Annotated in this window: 23 protein-coding genes; 2 read left to right on the top strand and 21 right to left on the bottom strand. The window is 41.2% G+C overall.

Features of this window, described 5'->3' with window-relative positions:
* Positions 1-184 precede the first annotated feature (184 nt).
* From A3O17_RS03915 to A3O17_RS03900, 4 genes are all read right to left on the bottom strand, one after another.
* The gene (locus A3O17_RS03915; protein ID WP_064212996.1) at positions 185-2,059 is read right to left on the bottom strand and encodes an ABC transporter ATP-binding protein; all 1,875 of its coding nucleotides are present in this window, start codon (positions 2,057-2,059) and stop codon (positions 185-187) included.
* On the bottom strand, positions 2,040-3,788 hold the full coding sequence (locus tag A3O17_RS03910) for an ABC transporter ATP-binding protein (protein WP_064212995.1): 1,749 nt from the start codon (positions 3,786-3,788) through the stop codon (positions 2,040-2,042). Before A3O17_RS03910 ends, A3O17_RS03915 begins: the two co-directional genes overlap by 20 nt.
* A gap of 184 nt (positions 3,789-3,972) precedes the next feature.
* A complete protein-coding gene (locus A3O17_RS03905; RefSeq protein WP_057827450.1) occupies positions 3,973-4,239 on the bottom strand; it encodes a hypothetical protein in 267 nt (88 codons plus the stop codon).
* A 3-nt stretch (positions 4,240-4,242) separates the two neighbouring features.
* The gene (locus tag A3O17_RS03900; protein WP_064212994.1) at positions 4,243-5,721 is read right to left on the bottom strand and encodes a DUF5677 domain-containing protein; all 1,479 of its coding nucleotides are present in this window, start codon (positions 5,719-5,721) and stop codon (positions 4,243-4,245) included.
* Positions 5,722-5,867: 146 nt separating this feature from the next.
* Between A3O17_RS03900 and A3O17_RS03895 the strand changes: the two genes are divergently transcribed.
* A complete protein-coding gene (locus tag A3O17_RS03895) occupies positions 5,868-6,194 on the top strand; it encodes a hypothetical protein (protein ID WP_064208382.1) in 327 nt (108 codons plus the stop codon).
* A 6-nt stretch (positions 6,195-6,200) separates the two neighbouring features.
* Positions 6,201-6,476 carry a hypothetical protein gene (locus tag A3O17_RS03890; RefSeq protein ID WP_057827447.1) on the top strand — a complete coding sequence of 92 codons (276 nt, stop codon included), beginning with the start codon at positions 6,201-6,203 and terminating at the stop codon, positions 6,474-6,476.
* A gap of 90 nt (positions 6,477-6,566) precedes the next feature.
* On the opposite strand, the gene A3O17_RS03885 is transcribed toward A3O17_RS03890, so the two are convergent.
* The 17 genes from A3O17_RS03885 to gadC all read right to left on the bottom strand — a co-directional run bounded on the left by A3O17_RS03885 (position 6,567) and on the right by gadC (position 26,009).
* A complete protein-coding gene (locus A3O17_RS03885) occupies positions 6,567-6,773 on the bottom strand; it encodes a crAss001_48 related protein (RefSeq protein WP_057827446.1) in 207 nt (68 codons plus the stop codon).
* Positions 6,774-7,163: 390 nt separating this feature from the next.
* Positions 7,164-7,925: a DUF1003 domain-containing protein gene (locus tag A3O17_RS03880; protein WP_057827445.1), complete on the bottom strand. Its 762-nt coding sequence runs from the start codon at positions 7,923-7,925 to the stop codon at positions 7,164-7,166.
* Between the two features lie 67 nt (positions 7,926-7,992).
* Positions 7,993-8,790, bottom strand: a complete 798-nt coding sequence (locus A3O17_RS03875; RefSeq protein ID WP_064208352.1) for an alpha/beta fold hydrolase — start codon at positions 8,788-8,790, stop codon at positions 7,993-7,995.
* On the bottom strand, positions 8,790-9,566 hold the full coding sequence (gene yaaA / locus A3O17_RS03870) for a peroxide stress protein YaaA (RefSeq protein WP_064208351.1): 777 nt from the start codon (positions 9,564-9,566) through the stop codon (positions 8,790-8,792). Before yaaA ends, A3O17_RS03875 begins: the two co-directional genes overlap by 1 nt.
* Positions 9,567-9,578: 12 nt before the next feature.
* On the bottom strand, positions 9,579-10,346 hold the full coding sequence (gene murI / locus A3O17_RS03865; protein WP_225354659.1) for a glutamate racemase: 768 nt from the start codon (positions 10,344-10,346) through the stop codon (positions 9,579-9,581).
* A gap of 15 nt (positions 10,347-10,361) precedes the next feature.
* A complete protein-coding gene (locus A3O17_RS03860) occupies positions 10,362-11,144 on the bottom strand; it encodes a DeoR/GlpR family DNA-binding transcription regulator (protein ID WP_057827442.1) in 783 nt (260 codons plus the stop codon).
* 296 nt (positions 11,145-11,440) lie between these two features.
* Complete coding sequence (pepT, locus tag A3O17_RS03855) at positions 11,441-12,688, bottom strand: peptidase T (RefSeq protein ID WP_064208350.1); 1,248 nt, start codon at positions 12,686-12,688, stop codon at positions 11,441-11,443.
* Between the two features lie 119 nt (positions 12,689-12,807).
* Positions 12,808-13,926, bottom strand: coding sequence for a Nif3-like dinuclear metal center hexameric protein (locus A3O17_RS03850; RefSeq protein WP_064212993.1), 1,119 nt, complete (start codon positions 13,924-13,926; stop codon positions 12,808-12,810).
* Positions 13,913-14,620 (bottom strand): tRNA (adenine(22)-N(1))-methyltransferase, encoded by a 708-nt coding sequence (locus A3O17_RS03845; RefSeq protein ID WP_064212992.1) that lies wholly within the window; start codon positions 14,618-14,620, stop codon positions 13,913-13,915. The genes A3O17_RS03850 and A3O17_RS03845 overlap by 14 nt, the downstream gene beginning before the upstream one ends.
* Positions 14,621-14,633: 13 nt before the next feature.
* A complete protein-coding gene (rpoD, locus tag A3O17_RS03840) occupies positions 14,634-15,734 on the bottom strand; it encodes an RNA polymerase sigma factor RpoD (protein WP_064213006.1) in 1,101 nt (366 codons plus the stop codon).
* A 72-nt stretch (positions 15,735-15,806) separates the two neighbouring features.
* Complete coding sequence (rpoD, locus tag A3O17_RS03835) at positions 15,807-16,940, bottom strand: RNA polymerase sigma factor RpoD (protein WP_064212991.1); 1,134 nt, start codon at positions 16,938-16,940, stop codon at positions 15,807-15,809.
* Positions 16,941-16,955: 15 nt separating this feature from the next.
* Positions 16,956-18,845 carry a DNA primase gene (dnaG, locus tag A3O17_RS03830; RefSeq protein WP_064212990.1) on the bottom strand — a complete coding sequence of 630 codons (1,890 nt, stop codon included), beginning with the start codon at positions 18,843-18,845 and terminating at the stop codon, positions 16,956-16,958.
* Between the two features lie 159 nt (positions 18,846-19,004).
* Positions 19,005-21,089 (bottom strand): glycine--tRNA ligase subunit beta, encoded by a 2,085-nt coding sequence (gene glyS / locus A3O17_RS03825; protein ID WP_064212989.1) that lies wholly within the window; start codon positions 21,087-21,089, stop codon positions 19,005-19,007.
* A 1-nt stretch (position 21,090) separates the two neighbouring features.
* Positions 21,091-22,008, bottom strand: a complete 918-nt coding sequence (gene glyQ, locus A3O17_RS03820; protein ID WP_057827435.1) for a glycine--tRNA ligase subunit alpha — start codon at positions 22,006-22,008, stop codon at positions 21,091-21,093.
* Positions 22,009-22,304: 296 nt separating this feature from the next.
* Entirely contained in the window at positions 22,305-22,991 is a 687-nt protein-coding gene (locus tag A3O17_RS03815) for a DUF554 domain-containing protein (RefSeq protein ID WP_064212988.1), read from the bottom strand.
* Between the two features lie 75 nt (positions 22,992-23,066).
* Positions 23,067-24,473: a glutamate decarboxylase gene (locus A3O17_RS03810; RefSeq protein ID WP_064212987.1), complete on the bottom strand. Its 1,407-nt coding sequence runs from the start codon at positions 24,471-24,473 to the stop codon at positions 23,067-23,069.
* 12 nt (positions 24,474-24,485) lie between these two features.
* The gene (gadC, locus tag A3O17_RS03805; RefSeq protein WP_064212986.1) at positions 24,486-26,009 is read right to left on the bottom strand and encodes a glutamate:gamma-aminobutyrate antiporter; all 1,524 of its coding nucleotides are present in this window, start codon (positions 26,007-26,009) and stop codon (positions 24,486-24,488) included.
* Positions 26,010-26,033 lie beyond the last annotated feature (24 nt).

Below are 26,033 nucleotides of genomic sequence, written 5' to 3'. Positions count from 1 at the left end.
ATATGCCACCGAAGGAGGCTAAAGAGACTGAATAAATAATTTTTATTCAATGCGCATATCCTTCTCAACCTAAAATTTTTAGGATTTTAGGCTAGTCTTATTTGAGTGCGCCTAAAAACAAGAAACATAGTGGTACATCAAATTAATTTATTATTGACTTAATACCATTACGCTTTCTAATCATCTACTCTAATGTTAACGCACCAGTATATAATTGGAAATATTTTCCTCGTTGAGCAATCAATTCTTCATGACTGCCCTGTTCGATGATTTTTCCATCTTCAACAACCACGATCAAATCTGAATTAAAAATCGTTGATAACCGGTGGGCAATCACAAAACTCGTCCGCCCTCTCATCAAGTTATCCATTGCCCCTTGAACTTTGCGTTCGGTTTGGGTGTCAATACTTGAAGTGGCTTCGTCAAGGATCATGACTGGCGGATCAGCTAAAGCCGCCCGCGCAATTGATAACATTTGCCGTTGACCCTGTGATAGATCTGAGCCATCGCCGGTAATCACGGTTTGATACCCGTGCGGCAATTCTTGAATAAATGAATCGGCATTCGCCAGTTTGGCAGCTACCACGACTTCATCATCGGTTGCATCTAACCGTCCGTAACGGATATTTTCCATGACCGTCCCCGTAAAGAGGTTGGTTTGTTGCAAAACGATTCCAAGTGAACGGCGCAGGGCTTCCTTCTTGATTCGTTGAATGTTGATTCCATCGTAAGTAATCTGCCCTTGATCGATTTCATAGAACCGATTCAACATGCTGGTAATTGTCGTTTTACCCGCTCCAGTTGGACCGACCAAAGCAACCTTTTGTCCCGATTTGACCTTTAAGTTAACGTCATGCAAAATCGTTTTGTCTTTGAAATAACCAAAATCAACATGCTGAAAGTCAACCTTTCCCTGTAACGGAACATACTTGGAGCCATCTTTCCATGCCCATTCATCATGACTTGAATCGGTAGTTTCAACTAACTGGCCGTTTTGCCGGGTTACCCGGACAAGGTCAACGGTTCCATCATCGACTTCCGGTTGGGCATCCAATAACTCAAAAATCCGTTTTCCGCCGGCAAGGGCTAAAATAATGTTGTTTAACTGTTGCGAAATTTGAGCGATTGGCCGACTGAATGACCGGCTGAGCTGTAAGAAAGCCGCAATCGTTCCCAGCGTTAAAGCTGAGTAGCCTTTTAACGTCAAGAAACCGCCAATAATCGCAATCAAAACATACAAGATCGTTCCTAAGTTGCCCATGAACGGGAACAGCATCGTTGCATAGCCGTTTGCTTTGCCAGAAGCTTCGGCCCAATCATCGTTCAACTTGTTAAACCGGTCTTCAACTTGTTTTTCATGCGAGAAGACCTTAACAACCTTTTGACCGTTCAAGATTTCTTCAATTTCAGCATCAAGCGCCCCAATGGTTTCCTGCTGCTGATTGAAATATTTTGAACTGCGCTTACTTAAGAAGTTTAGGAAAACGATACTGATCGCAAAAATCACGAATGAAACGATCGTCAAAAATGGGCTCAAATAAAGCATCCCGGCAGTAACAAACACGATGTTAAACAGCGCACTGACAAATTGCGGGAAACTTTGCATGATCATTTGCAACAACGCATCGATATCATTGGTATACCGGCTCATTAAGTCGCCGAAATTATTACGGTCAAAATAGCTGATCGCTAAGGTTTGCATGTGCGCAAACATTTCTTTCCGCAAACTTAATTGAATTTTTTGCGCTAAAACCGCCATCAATTGGGTATACAGGGCGGCGGCCAAAACGCCAAGCAGGTAAATTCCGCCCATGATCAGCAATGCATGGATCAAATGAATGAAATTCGGATTACTGCTCTTAACTAACGGCGTGATGTAATCATCAAACAACCGTTGTAAAAACAGTGAGCCCCATACCCCGGCGGCAGCGTTAACAATGATTCCAACAAACGCCATCAGCAAAATCACCGGGTGCGAAGTAAAAATCAACTTTAAAAGCCGCTTCAACGTTGGCAAGTTTTCCTTTAACGTTCCGCGTTTACGAATTGGCTTCGCCATGGTGCTCACCTCCTTGATAATTTTGTGATTCATAAATGTCATGGTAAAGTTTGCTTGATTTCAACAGTTCAGCATGCGTTCCTTGGGCAGTGATCTTCCCGTGATCAAGCACGATAATTTGATCAGCATCGGAAATCGATGAGATCCGCTGACTAATAATGATTTTTGTGATATGCGGCAACTCTTCGCGAAAGGCTTGCCGAATCTGCGCATCTGTATTCGTATCGACCGCACTTGTCGAATTATCCAAAATCAATACTTGCGGATTTTTAAGCAATGCCCGCGCAATACATAACCGTTGCATTTGCCCGCCAGAAACGTTGGTCCCGTTTTGTTCCAGCATTGTATCATAGCCATCCGGGAGCTTTTGAATAAACTCATCGGCATGGGCCCACTTGCATGCTTGAACGATCTGTTCATCCGTTGCATGCGGATTGCCCCACCGCAGATTATCTTTGACTGTCCCGGAGAACAAGACGTTATTTTGCAATACAACGGAAACATTGTCCCGAAGTGTCTTCAAACCATAATTCTGGACATTGATTCCGCCAAGCCGAACTTCACCGGAAGTTACATCATATAACCGCGGTAGTAATGAAACTAAAGTTGACTTTCCTGAACCGGTTTTTCCAATGATTCCCAGCGTTTCGCCTGCTTTAAGGTGTAAGTTAATATTCTGCAACTGCAGTTTTTGCGGATCATGGTCATAACTGAAGTTAACGTGATCAAAATCAACCGTGCCATCTTTAACGGTTTGAACACCATTTGCAGGTGATTCGATCGACGGCTGCGCTTTCAGAACCCGGACGACCCGCGATGCCGATGCTTCAGCCATTGATAATTGGTTGAAAATCATTGACAACATGTTTAAGCTCATCAAAATCTGCATGGTATATGAAAACATACTGATCAGCTGTCCGTCTTGAAGTTGATTACCAACGATCAATTTCGCGCCAAACCAGCATAAAAGCAGCATCGTTGCATTAACGACAAACTGCATTAACGGTGCATTCAAGGCCATTGTCCGTTGAGCTTTCAGAAAAACATCGTAGATTCCATCAGCCGCATCATTGAACTTCTGCTTTTCGGTTGCTTGCCGAACGTAAGATTTAACCACTCGAATTCCGCGAACATCTTCTCGTACGACCTGGTTTAACACATCGTAACGTTGGAAAACTTGATGAAATAACGGCCGCGCCTTTTTAATAATTGCGAATAATCCAAGCGTCAGAATTGGAATGACAACTACAAAGATCAGGGCCATCTTTGCACTCACGACAAAAGCCATTGCGAATGCAAAAATCATTACGGATGGTGCCCGCACGGCGATCCGTAACATCCCTTGGTACGCCTGCTGTAAGTTATTAGTGTCGGTTGTCAACCGCGTCACTAAACTTGCGCTTGAGAAGTTATCAATATTTTCAAATGAAAATTGCTGAATATGATTGAATAGATCATGCCGCAGGTTCTTTGAAAACCCAGCCGCTGCCCTTCCGGCAAGCCAGCTAGCAGTTGTTCCGGCGATGATTCCTGCAAGGGCAAGCAGTAGTAAGAGCAATCCAAGATGACAAATATATGTTAAATTGCCTTTCATGATTCCCTTATCGATCAAATCGCCCATCAAGAACGGAACCGCAACGTTGGTCATTGCTTGGAAAAATACCAAAATTGGCGCAATGATCGAATATTTTTTATTTTCACGAACCGATTTCGCTAAAATTCGAATCATAAAATGGCTCCTTTCATAATTAATTTTTTACCTAATATTTTGACCGTACCACGAATTAAAAAATTTCGCTAGCACATTTTGGATTACAAAAAGGTTAAAAAATAGGTTATGACACTTGCCATAACCTATTAACTATTTCTGGATAATTGAGTTCTAAAAGCAAACTATAAAATTCAAAAACCGTTTATTTAATTAAGTAGTAAATTTTCTTACTATTCGGAAATTCAACTTCCATTTGTTTTTGAACAAGATTCATCACTTTCGCCTTGTTCAAATTCTTTTTGCGAATTCGTTCAAATCCGCTTTCACGATAAACAAAATCGTCTTTATTCTTAATGATATCAATTCGCCGATCCTGTTTGTAATTGGTCAGCGTTGCGTGACAACTTGAATATGCCTTAAAGCTTTTTTCAAGCTGAACGCGGACCGCCGTTCGACTAACAACTTTCATTAATTAATCATCCTTTGATTGAAATAACTGCCATAACTTTTGAACAACTTGGTGGCAAGTATGCGTTTCGTCGACCCCGCCTAAGAGAAATACCGGCCTCTTATTAAGGATAAACGGAAGTTCAAGGTTGATGCCATGAACATGAACTGATAAGAAGCCATTGGCGTACAAGTAAGCAAATTCTCCTTCATCTTCAAGAACAACATGTTCCAGTTGATGCATTGAATGCACGGTTTGCTGGTCGCTTTCAAGAACGAACCAGCGCCGCTTCTGCTTATCTTTGCGGTATGTCCGTTCGCGCATCACGTCCTGAGCAAGTTCATCGTACTCATCCTTCTTGTCCCGCCGCAAATGCGATAAGGTATCCTGTTCCGCTGAGTTAGGAATACTTAACCGGTACAAGTCTGAAATCGTCTGAATCTGACTTGTCAGCGTAAACATCTTGATCCGGTTTTCAGGATGATCCTGATTCATCCATTTCCAACTCATGATCTGTTCATTGATCGTCCGTAAAAGGACATGCAATGCGTAGTTGTGCTGATGATCTGCAAGATAACGGTAAGCATCAAAGTTTTGTTGAATTTGCGCCTTAAACTTGGCAGCTAACTTTTGATCATCTAATTTTTCCTTAAACTCATTTAAGTTCATTGGCGTCTTGGCAACGCGCAATTGGTTGATTTTGCGATTCAGTGTCTTTAATTGTTGCGCCTGAGCGTCATCGAGTTCAAGAAACTTTGTCAAACTATTCAAGTTTCCAAGACACATCGTCAACAACGCCACTTTAAATTCATTGACCTGCGCATCAAGCATGTCTGCGATTAAGTACCCGTGAGTGAACAAGGAATCGATCCCGTAAAACAGATTATAATAGTAATTTTGCTTGTCATTTAAGACATACTTTGAAACGTCTGACAACGTTGAAATCTTCAACTTTCCGCCAAAGACTTCCGGATCAAGCCGGTACCATGTTTTCCGCCGCTCATCCTTGTCAAAGTGTTCAATGTCGCAGTATTTAACAAGCTCTTCAATGCGGTTGAATGCCTGTTTTTCATTTTCAATCTGTTCACTGACCCACTTCTTCATCGATTTCTTTTGACTGCGGATCATCTTTTGGTTTTGTTTTTGATAGGTTTGATATTCCTCAGCATAACCCTTAAATGATTCGGGATCGCGTAAAATGTAACCTAACCACAAATATTGCCGTAACCGACTTGAATGGTAGAAGAGCAATGCCCGCGAGCTGATTTCACGCCGATCGTGCAAAATGTATTGCAAAAACATACTGCGCTCATATACGGGCCGGGCCACGATCCGCGCGGCAATCGGATACCCTTTTTCAAGCAATTCAAAGAAATTTGCCGTTAGTTCCAAATTTAATTTAGCCATTTGCGTAACGGTCTGACTCACAAGGCTATCCGTTTCATTCCACTTCTGACTTACCTGTTCCGTAAGCATTTTGATTTGATTCAATAAATTATTCATTAAATTTCCCTACTTTCATTTCCATTTTAATTGAAAATTTTCAATTATGTTATTAAAAAGCCTTATTGCCCTAAAAGGGGTATCAATAGTTAAATTTTAAAATCAATGCTAAAATTGAAGTATCAGTTAATAAAGGAAGGATTTTCATGGCAAATTATCAATTCAGCTATGATTCAAAAGGTTGTCGGAAAGTCTTTAAGACCTACCGGCATCAAGAAAAAATAATCAAAAAAACAATCGAAAAACAATTAACCCGGCAAATGGACACGGACTTCGCGAAGGTCAAACTTGCAACCCGGATCGAAGTTGAAGGCAATAAATGTTACGAATGCCGCGTTAATCCCCCTCAATTACCACCAGTGCGGGTTGCGTTTATTCGGGACGAAAACCGAGTTAAAATCGTCTACTTAACGACCAACATCGTAAAAGCAGACTTTACGCATGACTTAGAACATTTTTTAGGTGGGAAGTAATACGAAATGAAATTAGTCGAATTAAAACAGGCCCAGAAGACGGCGGTTACCAATTTAAAGAAAAGACGGTTTGACCTGCTTGAGTTTTATACCTTCAAAAAAGATCGCTCAGTAACCATTAAATTGACGGAAGATTCAGCCCGATTGGTGGAAACCGGTTATAAAGAACTTGATATTGAACTCAATGACCAAAACGCCAAACGTCAAATCAAGACTTCATTCGGAAGAGAATTTCCGCGAAGCCATAAAGTTTACTTTTCTTCATCAAAAGCCAAGAAATAATCAACTTTTGATAATTATCCGAATATCAAAACAAAAAAAGACGAACTTTCAACTTGTGAAAGTTCGTCTTTTTTGATTTAACCTCTCAAATTAATCACGTGTCTTGTATAATTCGATCCGTTCCATCATTACATCAGCGTAATCTTTCATTACCTTTTCTTGACGATCGATTAATTCCATTTCATCTTCCGGTAAATCTTCTTTATCAGTGATATTATCGAGTTCTTTGATGCGTTGATTTACATGTTCAACATCTGCTGTTAAATCTGAAATTAATTCTTTATAATCTTTATTCATAATCCAATCCCTCCTTGATTACATCTTAAGTATATCCTATTTGACCCGAATATCATAATAAAAAGCCTTTTAAATATATGATTTTCCCATAACTTTCACAATAGTTATTAAATTCTATTGAATTTTTTCATTTTTGAGATAAAATAACCGTTATGCAGTGGCTACCTTTTCTTATTCTAATTAAATTCTTAAAACCTTTTATAATATCACTCACTGCTAAAAAAGAGAGGTTGTGACAAAGATTCACAGCCTCTTTTGCTATATTTGCATAATCGGGTTCCAAAACAAACGAACTACATGGAAGTTCAAAAAACTCCGAATCTATGCTCCGCGATTCGTTCGTTTTTCTGCTTCCATCACGCTCGTTTTTGACGTTTTGTCACACCTTCATCATTGTCGCGAACGATGACGCGTCTGATGTTGCCGCGCCTTAATTAATTCATTCTGCTTAATTTTCATTTGTTGCAATTCAGATTCAATTTCCGTTAAAACTTCAATTTCTGTTTTTTGGATATCCAATAAGTGCGGCCATTGAACTTCATTCAATTGGTCGACCTTTTTATGCAAGTTCCGCAATTCCATTTCCGTCTTTTGATTCGTCTTATAGTCGTTTTCAGCGTCAAACCGATCACGTTCAGCTTGCCGGTTTTGACTCATCATGATAACTGGCGCCTGTAAAGCTGCCAAACAACTCAAGAACAGATTCAGCAAAATAAATGGATACGGATCAAAGTGAATTCCAAAAATATGTAACGTATTCGCCGACATCCACACAAACAGGAAAATACAAAAAGCAATGATAAAGCCCCAACTTCCGGCGTACTTAGCTAAGGCATCCGCAATCTTTTGCCCGCGGGTCAATTTCATACTGTTGGTGTTCTTAACAACGTAGTGGTTACTGTTGAGGTTTTTCTCAAGGGCATCATTGATTTTCCGGTTAGAATCTAAATCCTCATTGATCATGTTCTCAAGGTTGCTTAACCGAATATGTTGCAAATCGTTTAAACAAATAAACGAGGATGGTTTGACATTTGAATACTCTTCTTTAATTTGCTGAGTTAAATCGCGACCCAAACTTCGCAGGTAAAAACCTTCCATCACTGAATAGTGTTTTCCGCAAATAATGCACGTCGCATTCATCTTTGCTGCCATTTTACCACCCTTTTCCTTGAAAAAATTTATAACATTTGAATTTTAACACAGTTGTTCGAAAAGTAAATTAAAACGTTGCCGGGTTTTTCAAAAAAGCACCCATGATTTGATTAAACTTGTCTGGAATTTCCGCTTGAACATCGTGACCGGCGCCTTCAACTGCCAACGCATGAATGTGTTGCGGATTAAGGCGTTCCATTGTTTCAGCAAACCGATAATCGAAAAATGGACTTTGGACTGAACTAACGAGCAGTGTATCAACTTGAGTATGTTCCAACGCACTCCGCCAGTCTGCCCGCGCTTCATTAACTAATAATCCAAGATTTTCCTTTAACCGAAAAGGCTTTTGCTTCTTTGCCGGATGGTATCGTTGCCAAATCCGATCATCAAGCCCGTTCAATGTTTCGTGAACCTTGCGCTTCTTTAACAAGTTGATCCGGTAATTATCATCGGTTGCATCCAAAAAACCATATGGCCACTCAGAATTGCTTAACATTTTTGGCGGTTGATCAATCCCCATTGCTCCGCTCAATTGAAAGCTTGGATAGTAGCCAAGGAAGCCGTAAACAACTCCGGCTCCCATTGAATGCCCAATCAAAAACGGCTTCTTCAAATTCAACTGAAGAATTAAATCATGCAAGTCTTGCACCAGATCCATTACTTGAACCGGGCCGGCAATTGGTTGAGATGCGCCGTGATTTCGTTGATCGTAAACAATCGCTTCATAACCATGAGCGACAAGCCAACTGACTTGGCCAACCCAAATTTCTTGAATTCCACCAAACCCGTGAACTAAAACCACTGGCTGGCCTTTTCCATATCGATGGCAATCTAAAACGACGCCATCACGCATTTTAATTTTCATTACACTTTCCTCTTCTGCTTCGGGTCTCTTAAAAAGACATACGTTTCGTCACCAGAATATTGCGGGGTGTACTGATAGCCAAAATCATTGAAATTCACGATTTCATGATAATCGTGGATGTCGTTTTCAGCCATATAACGGACCATTTCACCCCGAGCCATTTTGGCATACGTATTATCCTGAATTACCTTATTTTTTTGTTCGTTGTAATAACCAAAGACACATGAAATCATCTTAACGTCCGTATTTTTCATGTATCGTCCCACTTGATGAGCGTACATTTTTGATGCCAAGTTAATAATCAAATCATCATCCTTGGTCAATAAATCAAACCAAGTTCGGTTCCAAAATTCATGCAGATTCCGCGTCCCGTTAACATGAGCCTTTGCTTTCATTTCAAGTCGATATGGGACAACGCCGTCGAACGGGCGCAACACCCCGTAAAAACTTGAAAGAATCCGCATGTTTTGCTGAATATAATCTAATGCAGGCTGCGTAAACAAATCCGGTGCCATATACTGATATTGCAAACCGCAAAACGCTAAAATTGCTGGTGTCTGATATTCACTCTTCAGGTCCATTGACTTTAGCCGTTCAGCATTTAATTGAAACAGCTTATCGCTTGTATGCCACAACTTTTTGAGTTCATCAGTCGTCAACGATTTCATGTAATTCATGATTTCTTCGGCTTGCGACAGCATTTGCGGTTCGGATAAGACATCAAAGGTATCAGTATCGACCTGCATTTGCTTAGCAGGTGAAATAATAATTTTCATTCTGCACCTCTTCTATTTTGCCAGCAGCTTCTCCATTAATTTGATTTGTGATGGATCGCTGTTATTTAAGCTGACCGTTCCTTGATCAGATGCCGTCGTCAAGCCGTGAATTGCTTCCAGTTGATGTTTCAATTGCCGCGCAGCACCATTACTTCCATCATAAATGGGAATGTCCTGACCGACAACTTCTTGAATTGCCGCTTGAACAAACGGGAAATGAGTACATCCCAAAACCACGGCATCGACGGGCAACTTATCATCTAAAATTTGATGTAAATAATTCTTTACGTTAGTTGAATCGAGTTCGCCGTGTTCAACATATTCAACTAAATCCGGTGCTGGGACCTTAATGATTTCAGCATTCGAACCTAACTCGCGAACCCGGTTTTCAAACTTGCTCCCTGCCAACGTTAATTCCGTTGCCATTGCAATAATTTTTCCGTGCGGATAGTCGATTGCCGCTGGCTTAATTGCCGGTTCCAGTCCGATAATCGGCAGATCATATTCTTCCCGTAGTCGAGCCGCTGCCGCACTGGTTGCCGTATTGCAAGCAATTACGATTGCCTTGACATTATACTGATGGATAAACATTTCAATAATATTTTTTGTAAGTTGATAAACCTCTTCTGGAGTGCGGACCCCGTATGGTGCATTAGCGGAATCTCCAAAGTAAACATAGTCTTCGTTCGGCATCAACTTAATGATTTCTTTAAGGACACTTAATCCTCCCAACCCGGAATCCATCACCCCGATTGGTTGTTTTTCAGCTTTCGTGTTCAAAGTTCTTACCTCTAATTATTTCTTACTTGATTTCTTTTTTGAGCGTCCATTCGCAACAATGATCTGTGTATGTGGACTAAACATTTTTCGTTGCTCAGCGGTTGGTTCGCGGTCTGTAATAAACGTTGAAATGATATCCAACGGACAGATCCGGTAGTATGATTTGTTGACGAATTTTTGATGTTCGGCAACCAAAACAACTTTCCGCGCTTGTTGAGCAGCGACCCCAACGATTTCAGCATCTCCTTGATCAAGCAGGTAAACGCCATTTTTATCGATCCCGGAAGCGGCAATAAACGCCGTATCAAAAACGATATTTTGAAGTTCCTTGACCGCTAAGTTGGAGTAAAAATAACGGTTTTCATGGTTAAGCGTTCCGCTTGAAATCTTAACCGTTGTTATATTATGATCCGATAACGCAATACAGTTATCAAGCGAGTGCGTATGAACAGTAAGGGCCATATTCAAATTCTGACATGTCTTCAATAAAATTGTTGAGGAGCCAATAAAATAAACGTGATGCGGCTTAAAATATTTTAACGCCTCCATCGCGATCCGCGTTTTTTCCTTGGTAAATTGTCCTAACCGGCTTTGATAATTCGGGACACTCCGTCCAAAATCCAACGGTAAAATTCCACCGTGAGTCCGGCGAACTTCTCCGCGTTCCGTAAGCAGCACAATATCACGCCGCGCAGTATCTTGAGAAACGTCGAATTCATCCATAATATCCTTTGTTGTCAGTTCTTGCCGTTCCTCTAGTAATTGTTTAATTAGCTCAATTCTTTTTTCCTGAATCAAAATGACACCTCATTCCGTTCTAATCGGTAACATTTCAATTATAGTCTTAACATCACGGATATTCAATAATTATAAGTAAATCCTTAAATTTCATGGATAAAAAAAGAAGGTGTGACAAAACGTTAAAAACGAGCGTGGTGGAAGTAGAAAAGCGAACGAATCGCGGAGCATAGATTCGGAGGTTTACGTCCTTCCACGCAGCTCGTTTGTTTTGGAACCCGATTATGCGGATATAGCAAAGAGGTTGCGACTTATGTCACAACCTCCTTCTAAGACCTCAATCGATTTTAAATGACCTATTCAGCTTCTTCCGCAATCAACTTTGCAATTTCAATTACAAGGTCCGTTGCCTTTTCCATTGTATTGACATCGGCAAATTCAAACCGGGAGTGCATGTTATCTGCCCCCGTAAAGACGTTTGGTGTTGGGATGCCCATGAATGAGATCTTTGAGCCGTCTGTTCCACCACGAACCGGGTAAATATCCGGCTTGATGTCTAAGTTTTCCATGGCCTTCTTGGCAACATCAACAACCGTCATGTCCTTTTCGATGACTTCGCGCATGTTGTAGTATTGATCGTTCATATCAATGATTACGCGTTCTTGACCGAGTTCATCATTCATCTTCTTGGCGATGTCCAACATCATTTGTTTGCGTTGTTCAAATTTTTCACGATCGTGATCGCGGATGATGTAAGCTGCATGGGCTTCATCAATTGCGCCATCTAATGAAAGCAAGAGGAAGAATCCTTCACGACCTTCAGTCTTTTCAGGAACTTCGTCAGCTGGTAATTGACGGTCAAATTCCATTGCAAGCTTCAAAGCGTTAACCATTACGCCCTTTGCGGTTGCGGGGTGAACGTCTTTTCCTTTAAAGATGATCTTCGCACTGGCAGCGTTAAATGTTTCATATTCAAGTTCGCCGATTGGGCCGCCATCAACGGTGTACGCAATATCTGCCCCGAAGTCCTTAGTATCAAAGTGGTCAGCACCCGTTCCAATTTCTTCATCCGGGCCAAAGCCGACTTCAATTTCACCGTGTTTGATTTCCGGGTGGTTGATCAAGTATTCCATTGCTGTCATAATATCAGCAATTCCGCACTTGTCATCAGCCCCAAGCAAAGTGTCACCGCTTGTTGTGATCACTGTGTGGCCCTTTGACTTCTTCAAGTTCGGAAATTCCTTTGGTGATAATGAGTATTCTGTATCGCCTAATTTAATATTTGATTCGCCATCATAGTTTTCAATGATTTGCGGTTGAACATTTTCAGCATTGAAATCAGCTGTATCCATGTGTGAGATAAAGCCGACCTTCTTAGCAGTCTTTCCTGCTGGAAGATTGCTTGGCAACGTTGCAAAAACATAGCCGCTTTGATCGTTTAACCGAACATTTTGCATTCCAATTTTCTTTAATTCAGCCATTAAATCCTTTGCAAATTCAACTTGTGATTGAGTTGATGGAATCGTTGTTGAATTTTCATCTGACCGCGTGTTTTTCTTAACGTATGAAACAAACCGTGGAATTAAGGTTTCGTATTTTGCCATCTTTTTCAGGCCTTTCTTTGATTGATTTTAATATGTTTTAATGATACCGTTTTTGTTCTTTTATTGTCAACTTTTCTAACATGAAAAGAGGCTGCATTAACTGCAACCTCTTCTAGTTTTTACATAAACTGATATGGATTTGTATTTAATTGTGATTGATAAATATCAATTTGCCAGTCATTTTCCTGGCTCCACTTTTGGAACAACTTTGTTAAATGCGGCTTGCATTCGGATTCAATGTAGTGCCCTGCGTCAACAGCACTCATCCCGGAAGCTAAGATGTCGTGACCAACATGGTATGACACATCCCCGGTCAGATATAGGTCTGCATTTTTACTCAAAGCTTGCGGATAGAACCGCGCACCTGAACCGCCAAGCAATGCAATTCGTTGAACTTTCTGATCGATATCCTTTGAAATAACGCGAACGCCTGGAATGTCAAAAACTTCTTCGCATTTAAGTGCAAATTCTTTAACCGTCATTGGTTCAGGAAGATTACCAACCCGACCCATGCCGTATTCTTGACCAAGACCGTTAACTTCATGCAAATCATACATAAAGTCTTCTTGCGGATGATTATCCTTCATGGCCTTTAAAACTCGATCTTTAATTCGTGCAGGGAAGAAAACTTCGATCTTTTCTTGAACAACTTCGACCATTTCATCCTTATCATCGCCACTGTAAGAATGTTCATCATCGCGTGGGACGAAGCGGCTAGTACCCGTCAATGAGTATGAACAATCGCGGTAGTTAGTCAAATTGCCGGCTCCGGCAGCATTTAATGCATGCCGCATTGAATCCGCTGTGTTTGATTGGGTAAAGACTGCAAGTTTGTACATCTTTTCTTCCCGGGTTGGCATCATTGGAATCGTGTCTTGAAGATCAAATAAAGCAGCTAACCAATCATTCATTCCACCGTTAGCATTGTCAAGGTTAGTGTGGGCTCCATAAACCGTAATGTTATGTTTGATCAATTCAGCATACATTTGATTTTGTGGAATTGACAAATCAAACGGTTGGACTGGCCGAAACATTGCTGGGTGATGGGCAAAAATGAAATCAACGTGCTGGTCGATTGCTTCTTGAACCGTCTCCGGGCGCACGTCCAACGTAACCATCATTTTGTGAACTTCTTGATTTAAATCACCAAGTTGAAGACCAACTGGGTCGCCATCTTCAGCCATCCATTTTGGTGCAAATTCTTCAAACCGGGAAACAATATCTTTAACTTTTACCATTAGCTAACACCCCTCTAATTAATTCGTTCTCAGTTTTCAACTGAGCAAGTCGCTGGGTTGGCGGATTCGTTGCCTTTTGCATTTGATGAATTGCCTTTTCATTCTTCTCAATTTCCTTTTCCCATTTTTTCAAAAAAGCATTGTTTTGATGTTTTCTCAAAATCGGACCGAAAAAGAGATCTTCAGAACTCAATTGCATTGGTTGATTAGCATATTTAGCAACAATAATCTCGTAAATGTGATCATCTTCCTCAAGAATATCTTCATGCGTAATCTGATAATGATTTGCTTGAAGCCATTGTCGTAAAACGTTGCTTCCAACATTCGGTTGTAAGATCAATAACGGATGATTTTGCAACTTGGATTTGTCTTTTTCCAAAATATTTCGGATCAAGGTTCCGCCCATGCCGCAGATCGTGATCGTATCAATTTGATCATCATCTTCAATGGCTTTCAATCCATCAGCAAAGCGTGGAAAGATTTTCTCTTCCAAGTGTTCGCGTTGAATTTCATGAACCGCATTTTCGTACGGCCCCTTTACGACTTCGCCAGCAACTCCATAATCAATTATATGATTAATTGCTAAATTTGCGGGTAAATATGCATGATCCGACCCAATGTCAGCTAACCGGGCTCCCTGAGGAACATACGCTGCCGCTTTTGCTAATCGTTTTGATAAATGATATGTGTCCAAAACTAAACCTCGTTTATCTCATGAAATCTTTTAATTGTTTTGACCGTGATGGATGCCGTAACTTCCGCAATGCTTTGGCTTCGATCTGCCGGATCCGTTCCCGCGTTACGCCGAAGAATTTTCCGACTTCTTCAAGGGTCCGGGTCCGCCCGTCATCAAGGCCAAACCGCAACCGCAAAACATTTTCTTCCCGATCGGTTAATGTATCGAGAACATCGTTTAATTGTTCCTTCAATAATTCATAAGCCGCATGATCGGCGGGACTAGTTGCATCTTGGTCTTCAATGAAATCTCCTAAATGCGAATCATCCTCTTCACCAATTGGTGTTTCAAGTGAAACCGGTTCTTGCGCGATTTTCAAAATGTCCCGCACTTTTTGCGTTGGCATGTCCATTTCAGCCCCGATTTCTTCCGGAATTGGTTCGCGCCCAAGGTCTTGCAGCATTTGCCGTTGAATCCGAATCAGTTTATTGATCGTTTCGACCATGTGAACCGGAATTCGAATTGTCCGCGCTTGGTCAGCAATCGCCCGGGTAATTGCTTGCCGAATCCACCATGTTGCGTAGGTTGAGAACTTGAACCCCTTGCGGTAATCAAATTTTTCAACCGCCTTCATCAACCCCATGTTTCCTTCTTGAATCAGGTCAAGTAATGACATGCCCCGGCCAACATACCGTTTAGCAATTGAAACAACTAGCCTCAAGTTTGCTTCGGCAAGGTGTTGTTTTGCTTCTTCATCGCCTTGTTCAATTTTCAATGCCAATTCTTTTTCTTCGTCAGCCGAAAGCAATGGTACCCGACCGATTTCCTTTAAGTACATCCGAACCGGATCGTTGACTTTAACTCCAGATGACAATGATGATGAAGTTTCCTTCTTTGCTTCTTCAGCAGTATGGTCAGCCGCTTTTAAACTGGCCTTACTTGGTTCACCATTTTCATCAACCACTGAAATGCCGGCATCTTCGACATGTTCAATGATTTTATCCATTTGGTCGGCATTCAAGTTCATTGGTTCCGCAAACTTTTTGTTGAGTTCGTCGTATTGAACTTTTCCTGCCTTCTTGTATTCTTTGATTAGTGAATTCAATTTGTTCTTAAATTCTTTTTCATTCATTTTTGAATCTGCCAAGTTGGATTCCTCCTTTAGTTTCGATCCCATTCGAAATATCTTAGTTCACTTTATTCCCTAGTCAAGAAAGTCTTTTAACTGCTTCGACCGTGATGGATGCCGTAACTTCCGTAATGCCTTAGCTTCAATTTGCCGAATCCGTTCCCGCGTTACGCCAAAGACTTTTCCAACTTCTTCAAGGGTCCGGGTCCGCCCATCATCAAGACCGAACCGCAACCGCAAAACGTTTTCTTCCCGATCGGTTAATGTATCGAGAACGTCATTCAATTGTTCCTTCAATAGTTCATAAGCCGCATGATCGGCGGGACTAGTTGCATCTTGGTCTTCAATGAAATCTCCTAAATGCGAATCATCTTCTTCACCAATTGGTGTTTCAAGTGAAACTGGTTCCTGCGCAATCTTCAAGATATCCCGGACCTTTTGCGTTGGCATATCCATTTCAGCCCCAATTTCTTCTGGAATTGGTTCCCGGCCGAGATCTTGTAACATTTGCCGTTGGATCCGAATTAATTTATTGATTGTTTCAACCATGTGAACCGGAATCCGAATCGTCCGGGCTTGATCAGCAATTGCCCGTGTAATAGCTTGCCGGATCCACCAGGTTGCGTAAGTTGAGAACTTAAACCCTTTGCGGTAATCGAATTTTTCAACCGCCTTCATCAAGCCCATGTTTCCTTCCTGAATTAAATCAAGAAAAGACATTCCACGGCCAACATATCGTTTAGCAATTGAAACAACCAGCCGTAAGTTCGCTTCAGCCAATTTCTTTTTTGCTTCCTCATCGCCCTGTTCGATCTTTAAAGCCAAGTCGATTTCTTCATCAGCGGTTAACAAGTCTACCCGGCCAATTTCCTTTAAATACATCCGAACCGGATCATTGATCTTCACACCAGATGGAGCTGAAACATCCTTCTTCGCTTCTTCAGCAGTGTGGTTAGCGGCTTTCAAACTGGCCTTGCTTGGTTCGCCATCTTCATCAACGACTGAAACCCCCGCATCTTCGACCCGTTCGATCAACTTATCCATTTGATCAGCATCAAGGTGCATCGGTTCCGCAATTCGTTTGCTTAATTCATCATATTGGATTTGCCCTTTTTTCTTATATTCTTTAATTAAAGCATTAACTTCTTTTTTAAATGTCTTTTCATCAAATGGTGGTTCTTCAGCTTGCGCTTTCTTCTTTGCAGGCATTCTCAATTCCTCCTATTAGTTCTCTGATTTCATTAAATCTTTTTGGCGCAAAAGATTTGTTTTTTCCATAATTAATGACATTAAGTTATCACTATCATTCATCCGTTTGGCCTTCTTGATTTTTTCATCAAGCCGTTTAATTTTCTCATCAAGCGGATATTCATTCATAATTAGCGAAATGCAATCCTCAATTTCTTGATCAGTTGCCATTCCTTGATATTCTTCCATCAAAAGCTCAGTTGCTAAGGAATGCAGTTGATCGTCACTTATCATTTCCAAAAATTTTGCATCATCAAATTCTTCATCATGATTAAAGTACTCTTCCGCGAGCAGATAAAGGGTTTGGTAACTTTGATGAATGAAATTAAAGTCTTCCAGTTCACGGACCTTAAACCACACATCCCGTTCATGCAGCATCCGGTAGAGTAATAACCGTTCAGCCCGTTCAACGCGCGAATACTTCGGCTTTTCAAAAGATTCGGTAACCGTTGTGATCGTTTTTTGGTAATTTGCAAATTCCCGTTCCGGTGTTTGAGCATTCGCCCTCGGATTGGTCTTTTCCCGCGCCTGTTGCTCAGCCATCAAAGATTGCAGTTGGCTTTCAAGGTTGCGGTATTCAACGCCAAACTTCGATGCTAACCGGTTTAAATACAAGTCACGCTCGATTGGATCTTTAACCGTTACCAGTTCTTTCAAAATATCGGAAATATATGCTAACTGGTCGTTTTCATTTTCAAGATTCCGGTTGCGTGCATAAAAGTGCATGAAAAAGCTTAACGGGGTTTCATGCTGATTTTGCACAATTTCACGAAACTTTTCTTCACCATACTTTTTAACGACTTCATCCGGATCAAGTTTATCAGGTAAATTAATAACTTCCAGATCAAAGCGTTCACTTGGACGAATGATTTCTAACGCCCTTTTCGTCGCGTTTTGCCCCGGATCATCCCCGTCGTAACAAATCGAAAGCTTCCGCGCCTGATGCGCTAAAATTCCAATTTGTTCATCCGTTAAACTCGTTCCCATCGACGCAACGCCATTCTTAACTCCAGCCCGATAAGCGGCCAAGACATCCATAAACCCTTCAAAAAGAATTACTGATTTAGTTTGGCGAATCGTTGCCTTTGCCTTATCCAGGTTAAAAAGAACCCGGCGTTTATTAAAAATCAGGGTTTCAGGTGAATTCAAATACTTCGGAACTGTCTTATCCTCAGTACGTAATGCTCTTCCTGAAAAAGCGATTGGATGTCCGTTCGCATCGTTGATTGGAAACATTACCCGATCTTTAAACCGGTCATTTAAGTTATCGACCGGATCATCGGTGTCCAGCGGCCGCTCAACAAATAATCCTGATTTGCGTAAAACCTGATAATCGATTTGCTTTTCCTTTACAAAGTTTTTCAAAATACCGGTTGTTGGTGCAAATCCTAGGTTAAATTCGTTGATCATGTCATCGTTTAACCCGCGATCGTACAGGTAATTCAACGCTTCCTCACCAAGCTCAGTATTTACCAAAATATGATGGTACAGTTGTGTGGCTTGCGCATATAAACTGATGATTTTCCCGTTTTCAGATGATTCAGCGGCATTTAATGATCCAAGTTGCGTATACTTCGGATCAAGTGAGATTCCACTCATTTCGGCGACCTTTTGAAATGCCTCTGGGAAAGTTAATCCTTCCGTTTCCATCACGAACTTAAAAACATTGCCACCCCGATGACACGAGAAACAATTGAAAATTTGTTTTTGTTCATTAACCGAAAACGATGGTGTCGTTTCCGGGTGGAAAGGACAAAAGCCGAACCAGTTTTTACCGGACTTGTGCAACTGCACTTTTTGACTAACAACATCCAAGATATTAACCTCTGATCGAACCTGATCGATCAACTCCGATGGAATCCGCATTTTGACCTCTCCTCTCTAAAAAAGGGTAAAAAACACCCACTGTTTACAGTCAAATAAAATGATACCGCGAATTGCTGCTGGTTGCAAGTTTAAAGCGTTTTAGACGAAAAAATTCCGATGGCAACCACCATCGGAACTTTCAATTTAATGATCAATTTATTATTTGACATTCAAATTATCTAATTCACCAAAGTCTTTTGTTAAATCAGCAATTTGCTTTAATTGCAAGAGCCGGTTTTGCTTTACATCTTCGTCCTTTGCCATGATCATGGTTGAATCGAAGTAATCGGTGATTGGATCCTTTAATGATGCTAATTGATTGAACTTTTCTTCCAAATCAGCTTGTTCAAAGGCCGTTGCAACCTTCTTAACCGCTTCGGCAAGCTTCTTTTCAGATTCATTTTCAAATAATTCAGCTTTCAAAACAGCATCATCTTCAAAGTTTGGCGCTTTCTTTGCCATCCGGCCAACCCGGGTCAAAGCTTCAATTGTTTCCTTAAAGTCGTCGTCTTCAAGGTGTTTGCCAAGGATCTTCGCAGCTTCTTCAATATCAACGAATGCATTTTCAGGGTTGGCAACAACTGTATCAAGCACATCATGGCGAAGTTGCTTATCGCCGTTCATGATTTGGGCAAGCCGATCGATGATAAATTGTTGCATGTCTTTTTGTTCATCGCCTGGCATGATGTTCTTGTACAAATCTGGCCGTTCATTCATTGCATTTTCAACAAACTTGAGCATCATCGGAACAGATAACTTCCAGTTGCGAGCAAGAGCAATGCGAACGATTCCTAAAGCTTGACGCCGTAATGCATATGGGTCATTTGAACCGCTTGGAATCATTCCAGCAGCAAAGAATGCTTGGATGCTATCGATCTTATCTGCAATCGATAATACTGCTCCAACCTTTGTTGCTGGCAATTCGCCTTCTGCACTGGTTGGCATGTATTCTTCACGGATTGCAGCTGCGACATTGTCATTTTCGCCTTGCAAACGGGCATAGATTTCACCCATAACCCCTTGCAATTCAGCAAATTCGCCAACCATACCGGTTACCAGGTCAAATTTGTAAATTTGAGCTGCCCGGTCCAAATCAGCTAATTCTTGGTCGTTTAAGCCAACAAATTTTCCAATTTGAGCTGCAAGCAAGCGAACTCGGGCCATCTTTTCGTAAATTGTCCCGATTTTATCGTGGAACATAACCTTCTTTAAACGTTCAACGTAATCGGCAATTGATTGCTTTTGATCTTCTTCATAGAAGAATTTCGCATCTTCAAGCCGAGCGGTCAACACCTTTTCGTTCCCTTGAACAACGTTTTCTAAGTATTCTGTATTTCCGTTCCGAACTGAAACAAAGTTTGGCAATAATTTGCCGTTTTGATCAGTCACATAGAAGAAGCGTTGGTGATCCTTCATTGAAGTAATCAAAACTTGGTCCGGCACACTTAAGTACTTTTCATCAAATGATCCGGCAAAGACCGTTGGATATTCAACCAGGTTATTAACTTCTTCAAGTAAGTCTTCATCAATCACGATCTTCCAGTTATTCTTTTGGGCAAGATCATTGATTTGATTGCGAATCATTGATTTCCGTTCGGCAGCATCAACGATCACCTTTTCTGACCGCAATGCTTCAACGTAGTCATCGGCACGCTTTAATTCAACTGGCTTTCCAAGGAACCGGTGACCTTGAGAAACGTTGCCGCTTTCGATGTTCAAAATCTTGAATGGGATAACTTGATCATCTAACATCGCAACGATCCACCGAATTGGACGAACATATTGGAAATCGTTTGTTCCCCACCGCATCATGGTTGGGAATTTCAAGTCCATTGCAACGTCCCGCATGCCTTGCATTACATCGGCAGCAGCTTTCCCTTCAATAAACTTCTTAACATAAACATACTCTGTGCCCTTAAGTTCTTTGAAGAAGATATCATCTACTGAAACTCCTTGGCCACGCGCAAATCCTTGAGCAGCCTTTGACCAGTTACCGTCCTTATCATAGGCAATCTTTTTAGCCGGGCCCTTAGCTTCTTCCTGGATGTCCGGTTGCTTATCAGCTAACCCTGTAACCTTAACCGTCAACCGCCGGGGAGTTGAATATGTTTGGACTTCATCAAAATCCATCCGTTGTTCTTTTAAGAATTTTTCAGTTTTTTCAACTAATTGGGCTGCGCTTGGAGTGACAACATGCGCTGGAATTTCTTCCAAGCCAATTTCCATTAAAAATGTATGTGACATGTTATTTATCCTCCTTCAATAATTTTTGACGTAATTCTTCGTCCTTGATCAATGGGAAGCCTAACTTCTTCCGTTCTTCAACGAAGACCTTGGCAATCGCCTTTGCCATGTTCCGAATCCGTGCAAGATAACCGGCCCGTTCGGTTACTGAAACGGCTCCGCGAGCATCTAACAAGTTAAACGTGTGACTGCATTTCAAAATGTAATCATATGCCGGGTGAACAAGGCCTTCCTTGATCAATCGCTTAGCTTCCTTTTCATACGTATCAAAGGCATCTAAAAGCATTTCTTGGTTGCTTTCTTCAAAGGCATACTTTGAGTGTTCATATTCAGGTTCCTTGAAGATATCACCATACTTCACGCCATCAGCCCATTCCAAGTCAAAGACTGAGTTAACATCTTGAATGTATGATGATAACCGTTCAAGGCCGTATGTAACTTCTGAAGCAACCGGTTTAACTTCAAGGCCGCCGACTTGTTGGAAGTATGTAAATTGGGTAACTTCCATCCCATCAAGCCAAACTTCCCAACCAACACCGGCACATCCCATTGAAGGGTTTTCCCAGTTATCTTCAACAAACCGAATATCGTGTTCCTTCGGTTCGATCCCTAATGCCCGCAAACTATCCAAGTATAAGTCTTGGATGTTATCTGGATTTGGTTTCATCAAAACTTGGAATTGGTGGTGTTGATATAACCGGTTCGGGTTTTCACCATACCGTCCATCAGCTGGCCGGCGTGATGGTTCAACGTACGCAACGTTCCATGGTTCTGGTCCGATTGCCCGTAAGAATGTATACGGACTCATTGTCCCGGCACCCTTTTCAGTGTCATACGATTGCATGATCATGCAACCTTGCTTTGCCCAAAATTGTTGCAAAGTTAAAATAATATCTTGCATTGATAACTTCTTTGCCATTTCAATGCTCCTCCATTCAAAATTTTGAAGAAACGAATCAGCGCACAAAAAAATCCCTATGTAACGCCAATTCGGTTACATAGGGACGACTTCTTCAAATCGCGGTTCCACCCTATTTCTAGGAGATCCTAGCAGCTTAATTCGTAAGAAACTCCGAAAACGCCAATCATTAAAATTCGCACGTCTGCTTTCACCTGCCAGACTCGCTGTCTTTTGAACTTAAATGACCCTTTTTCATCAATGCTTCTCTTATATTCTGTGGCTATCATAGTCTAATTACGATTGCTTGTCAAATGTTACTTGCAAAACATTAAAACTGCCTCATAAATGATTGGTCCTAAAAGTGCAGGTAAAAAGTTTGCGACTTTAAAGTGTTTGATCTCTAAAATATCACATGCCAATGCAACGATCAGAAGCGAACCAACGGCACTGATTTCATTGATCGTGCTTGTATTCAACAATGGCTGGATAAACGAAGCGCATCCGTAAATGATTGCTTCATACAGAAAAACAAACGGTCCCGACAGCAATACACTATATCCAAAGATCGCACCGTAAACCAGGGAAGTAATCAAGTCTAAAATCACCTTAAAGAGCATTAAGCTTGTTTTCCCTGCAAGGGCAACGTCAAGCGGCCCGACGATCGACATTGAACCCACACATTCGATCATGAAAACGGTAATAAATCCCTCCGCAAAGTGCGGGTCAGAAGTTTTAAATTTCGTTTTCATCCATTCACCAAAATGGTTGAATTTCCCGTCAATATCCAGCCAAACCCCAACAACCGAACCGACAACTAAGCTGACAAGCATTAGCAGCGGCTGTTTCGTTGCGATTGCGCCCTGGATTCCGATGATTCCAACGCATAGCGTTGCAATTTCCATCATCGAACTGATTTGTTTATCCGACAAGAACCGTTGTAACGGTTTACTCAATAATCCGCCGACTGTAATTCCGACTAGATCCAGAAAAACATAAAACATTTATTTCACCTAAATCATTTTTTATTCTTAGATAATTATCAAGTTAATTGGCAATAAATGCAAGCTAATTTTTAATTAATGAGTAAAGCCATAGGTTGTTTTCTTTTGTTCATCGCTGTGATGAGCTAAAACATGCGCATGATCGAGCTCTTCCAGACATGCCTTAAAGTCTTCAATAAACTCAATGGCAACGTTCATTCCCAGATCCGCCCGGCAAACGATCCGTTGCACGATCAAATTATTGAGATTATCCGGCATCGGGTATGTCGGAACTTGCCAACCACGCATCCGTAACCGGTCAGATAAATCATATAAATTCCATTCTTGAGCATGGTCATCCTTCAATGCATAACATAAAATCGGCAAATGTTGTGCACCGTTGACAACTTTAAATCTGCCGGTCTTCTTAATTTCTTTAATAATATACTTTGCCACTTCATGTGTCCGCTGATGAATTTCACGATAACCGTCAAATCCGTAACGCACAAAATTATAATATTGACCGATGATTTGCGATGCACTGCGTGAAAAGTTAATTGCCATTGTTGGCATTTCACCGCCAAGATAACTAACATTAAAAATCAAATCTTGCGGAACAAACTTTGCATCCCGCCATAGTACCCAGCCAATTCCAGGATAAACTAATCCATATTTGTGACCCGATGAATTGATTGAAACAACATTTTTCAACTTGAAGTCCCATTCAATTTCCGGTTCAACAAACGGGGTATAGAAACCGCCTGAAGCTGCATCAACGTGAATATAAACTTTGTAATCAGTATGTTTATTATATTCTTCAACTAAATCGTTGAGTTTCTTAATGTTATCGTAGCGTCCCGTATAGGTGATTCCCATAATGCCAACGATTCCAATCGTATATTCATCAACGTAATCCATTACGGTATCCATATTGAGTGAAAGGTCATTTTCATCTAATGGAACTTCCCGTAATTCAATATCCCAGTATGTACAGAATTTTTCCCAGCAAACTTGATAACTTGAAGAAATTACAAGGTTCGGCTTGTGGGCATTCAAATCCAGTCCAAGTTTTTCAGCTCGTTTCCGCCAAGCAAATTTCATTGCCAAGCCGCCAAGCATGCATGCTTCAGATGAGCCAACCGTCGATGTTCCAAGGTAATTGCCATCTTTCGGCGCATGCCATAAATCAGCTAAAATATTGACACACCGGTTTTCAATTTCCGTTGTCCGGGGGTATTCAGACTTATCAATTGCGTTTTTCTCAAGCGTTTCTGCCATCAGCTTAGTTGCTTCAGGTTCCATATATGTTTGACAAAAAGTTGCGAGATTTTGCCGGGCATTTCCTTCATCTTCCAGTTCATCCTTAACCATCCGGTACGCCACGTCGGCCTGCATTGACTTCCGTGCAAGTTTATATTTTGGTAAATCAGCATCTTCATTTGGATTCCCAAAAATTGGATCCAAGTATTTTGACTCTTCCTGATCTTTCTTTCCAAATAACATAAAACATTCCTCCTATTTCTTTTGCTGACGTTTTAATTTTAAATCATGTTCTGTCAAAAATTCACCCCGGCCAATCGGATGAATAAACCGGTTGACGTCTTCACTGCGAACATGACGCAGTTTGAATTGATGATTGGCTTCGCCAAACCGATGACGAAACGCATAAATTACAAATGGAATAATGACCGCAATCACAAAACTTACAGTCAGTACAACTTGATATTTCCGTCCCTGAAACGGTGACAATGATGCCGGCGTAACGAACGAAACGATCAGTGCAAAAATCGACAATGCCAGCCCTGAAAAAGCAAGCACCGTCTTACCGAATTTACCACCCGGAGCATTATACGTCCGTTCCTTTGTTGAATAACGGTAAATCAGTTTAAAGTAACTGATAAAAATTAAAATATAACACAACAGGTAAATCACCACGGTCAGTGAAACAGCCGCCAAAAACGAAACGTTATCTGTTCCGCCGCCAAAGGTTAAAATTGCATCCCAAACAGTAACGATGATTCCTTGCATGACCAAGACCGGAACGGGAACTCCATCCGCATTCAATTTGCGAAAGGTTTGCGGCAGCATCCCTTTTTGAGCAGCAACGTACATTCCCTTTGACGGGCCAATGATCCACGATGCAATTTCAGCCGCGACCCCAAAGGCAATCAAAAACGCCATTAACTTCACAAACCACGTCATTTGACTTGTAAAATGCTGCATCAAAGTGTTAAACGCTTGAATAACACCCGCACTTAAAGAAAGCTGTTTTGGCGGAACAACCATCGCAACGCTTAAGCCGCCGGTTCCGTCTAGAAAAATCGTTAACACTACCAACATAATGATTACTAATGGATAATTTCGTTGCGGATTTTTCAATTCGTTAACGTGCGGAGCTGAGGCTTCGATTCCGCCAAACGCTAAAATAAATGAAGACGCTACAACCAGCGTTGAAAGCTGAGTGAAATTCGGGACAAACGCATGCCAACTAATTGGAATTTGATTGTGGCCGCCTTTTACCAAATATAAAATGGCAAGCCCTAAAAAGATGACTGACGGAACTAAAATTCCGGCAACAAATCCTCCCTGAGCAATCTGGGCCGTCCGCTTGGTACCTTTCAACTGCGTCAGCGTCAATCCCCAAAAGATAATTAAAACCCCAATAAACTTAACTACTGGATTGGTATTTAGCGCAGGCCAGTTAAACATGAATGCCAAAGCGCCTAAAATAAAGTAGCTCATCGTTACAAAACTGACCGTAACTTGAAACCATTCAAAAAAGATGGCGGCAAAACCCCATCGCTGACCTAGCGCGTTGCTAACCCAGCCATAGACGCCACCATCTTCCCATCCTTTTACACTTGCCATTTCTGCTGCTGCCAGTGAAATCGGCAAGAACCAAAAAATTCCGAAAATGATTACAAAAAATAATAAATGTAATTTAGCCGTCGCAAAGGTCGGGTATTCATAAACCGTTAATACCATCAATGCTGTTAGCGAAAGAAAATCAAACAGCGATAATTTTCGACTTTTTCCCATATTAAAATCTTCCCCTAAAAATGA

This window comes from Ligilactobacillus aviarius, assembly GCF_001654615.1.
GTDB classification, from domain to species: Bacteria; Bacillota; Bacilli; order Lactobacillales; family Lactobacillaceae; genus Ligilactobacillus; species Ligilactobacillus aviarius_B.
Note: the sequence above shows the minus strand (reverse complement) of the source record. Positions and strands in the feature narration are given on the sequence as shown.